The sequence below is a fragment of the Pseudomonas sp. MWU16-30316 genome (assembly GCF_020515645.1).
GTDB lineage: Bacteria > Pseudomonadota > Gammaproteobacteria > Pseudomonadales > Pseudomonadaceae > Aquipseudomonas > Aquipseudomonas cerasi.
The window spans coordinates 1-1,247 of the sequence record NZ_JAIZAZ010000020.1 but is presented as its reverse complement, the minus strand read 5'-3'; the positions used below and the strand labels follow the sequence as shown (position 1 = coordinate 1,247).

Below are 1,247 nucleotides of genomic sequence, written 5' to 3'. Positions count from 1 at the left end.
GGTGAGGACGCTCCACTCGTTTGTGTCGTTATCGACTTTGCTCACCTGACATTAATGTCAGTGAAAAAACCTATAGCTTTGCTGGGAACAGTGAGGCTTTCTATTGCTTCGAATAGTAACCGAGAAATCAAACCATCTATACCGAACTACCCACCAACCCTCACATGGAAAAATCTTATAATATCCGTATCAGGATCATAATAAAAGCTAATAAAACCCACATCAGCAATAAACTGATACCCTGGAGATGTAGGTGCTATTCCAGGTATTCGTATAGACGGTATATTCCTTAAAGGCTCACCCAACTCACGAAGAGCATCCGCACCTGAGTTAATATTAAAGTACTTACCTTTTAACTCAGAATCAGCCGGAAAATAGCCATCAAACCGCACGCAGTAAACACGATAAGCTTCTATAAAACCATCATCAGACGATTGAAAGCATATTCCACTTTCAGGGATTTTCAAAAATTGATCATCTTCGACTTTTGAATACTCCACAATCGGGAAAATACTCTTAAACTCAAGAAAAACCTCTTCGATTTTCCGATTCAACTGTATATCAGGGCTCATACTTTATTACCATAACACCAAATAATTTCTTATTAACATCATGAACACTACTACGATTCTCGTCGATTTTCGCTTGAGACCACCCTTCTCTTTTCCAAACACGCATCCATGTATCTAAGTCCGCTTCAGCTACTTTATAAAGATCAGAGCCATCGGTAGCAATTTTTTCTTTGCTATTCCTACCACCAAATGTGCGAGATTCAACAATGTGACTGCAGGTCTTAACAACTACACAATTAGTGTTATTTCGAAGCGCTTTTAACTCTGAATCGCTCAGTTCTACACCCTGCCTACGCAATGCATCTTTAACCGCAGCAAAGGACGGAATATGGTCTGGAGTCAAACCGTCTCCAACACTTCTTGGGGCGGTTTCCCCATATGTACCTACCTCACCCTCCTCAACCTTCGAAAGCTTTTCATTGCGCCCGGAACTGCTTTCACTTTGCTTTACCGACACAGAGGTACGATCAGCTTTAGGTTTACGGCCTTGAACCACCCCTGTCAAGATGGCCGCCATAAATTGTCCGCCGCCTATCAACGAACCTTCAAAGCTATCCTTTTCGTTGAGAGCTATACCTTCGATGCTATCCGCTACCTGCTTGCCCAGCGCTCCGCTGTACTCCGCAATCTTCTGGTTCAGCGCCTCACCCAACGGCGTCTCGGAAACCGCGTTGT

At 43.4% G+C, this 1,247-nt stretch carries 2 protein-coding genes; both read right to left on the bottom strand.

Going from position 1 to position 1,247, the window contains the following annotated elements:
• Positions 1 to 146 precede the first annotated feature (146 nt).
• Positions 147 to 572 (bottom strand): hypothetical protein, encoded by a 426-nt coding sequence (locus LCH65_RS26140; protein ID WP_122240720.1) that lies wholly within the window; start codon positions 570 to 572, stop codon positions 147 to 149.
• On the bottom strand, positions 562 to 1,247 hold a 686-nt coding region (locus LCH65_RS26135; RefSeq protein ID WP_226439947.1), incomplete at its 5' end, for a hypothetical protein. The genes LCH65_RS26140 and LCH65_RS26135, both read right to left, overlap by 11 nt.

Coding starts and splice junctions, on each gene's coding strand:
- LCH65_RS26140 (WP_122240720.1), bottom strand. CDS start 572: ATGAGCCCTGATATACAGTTGAATCGGAAAATCGAAGAGGTTTTTCTT.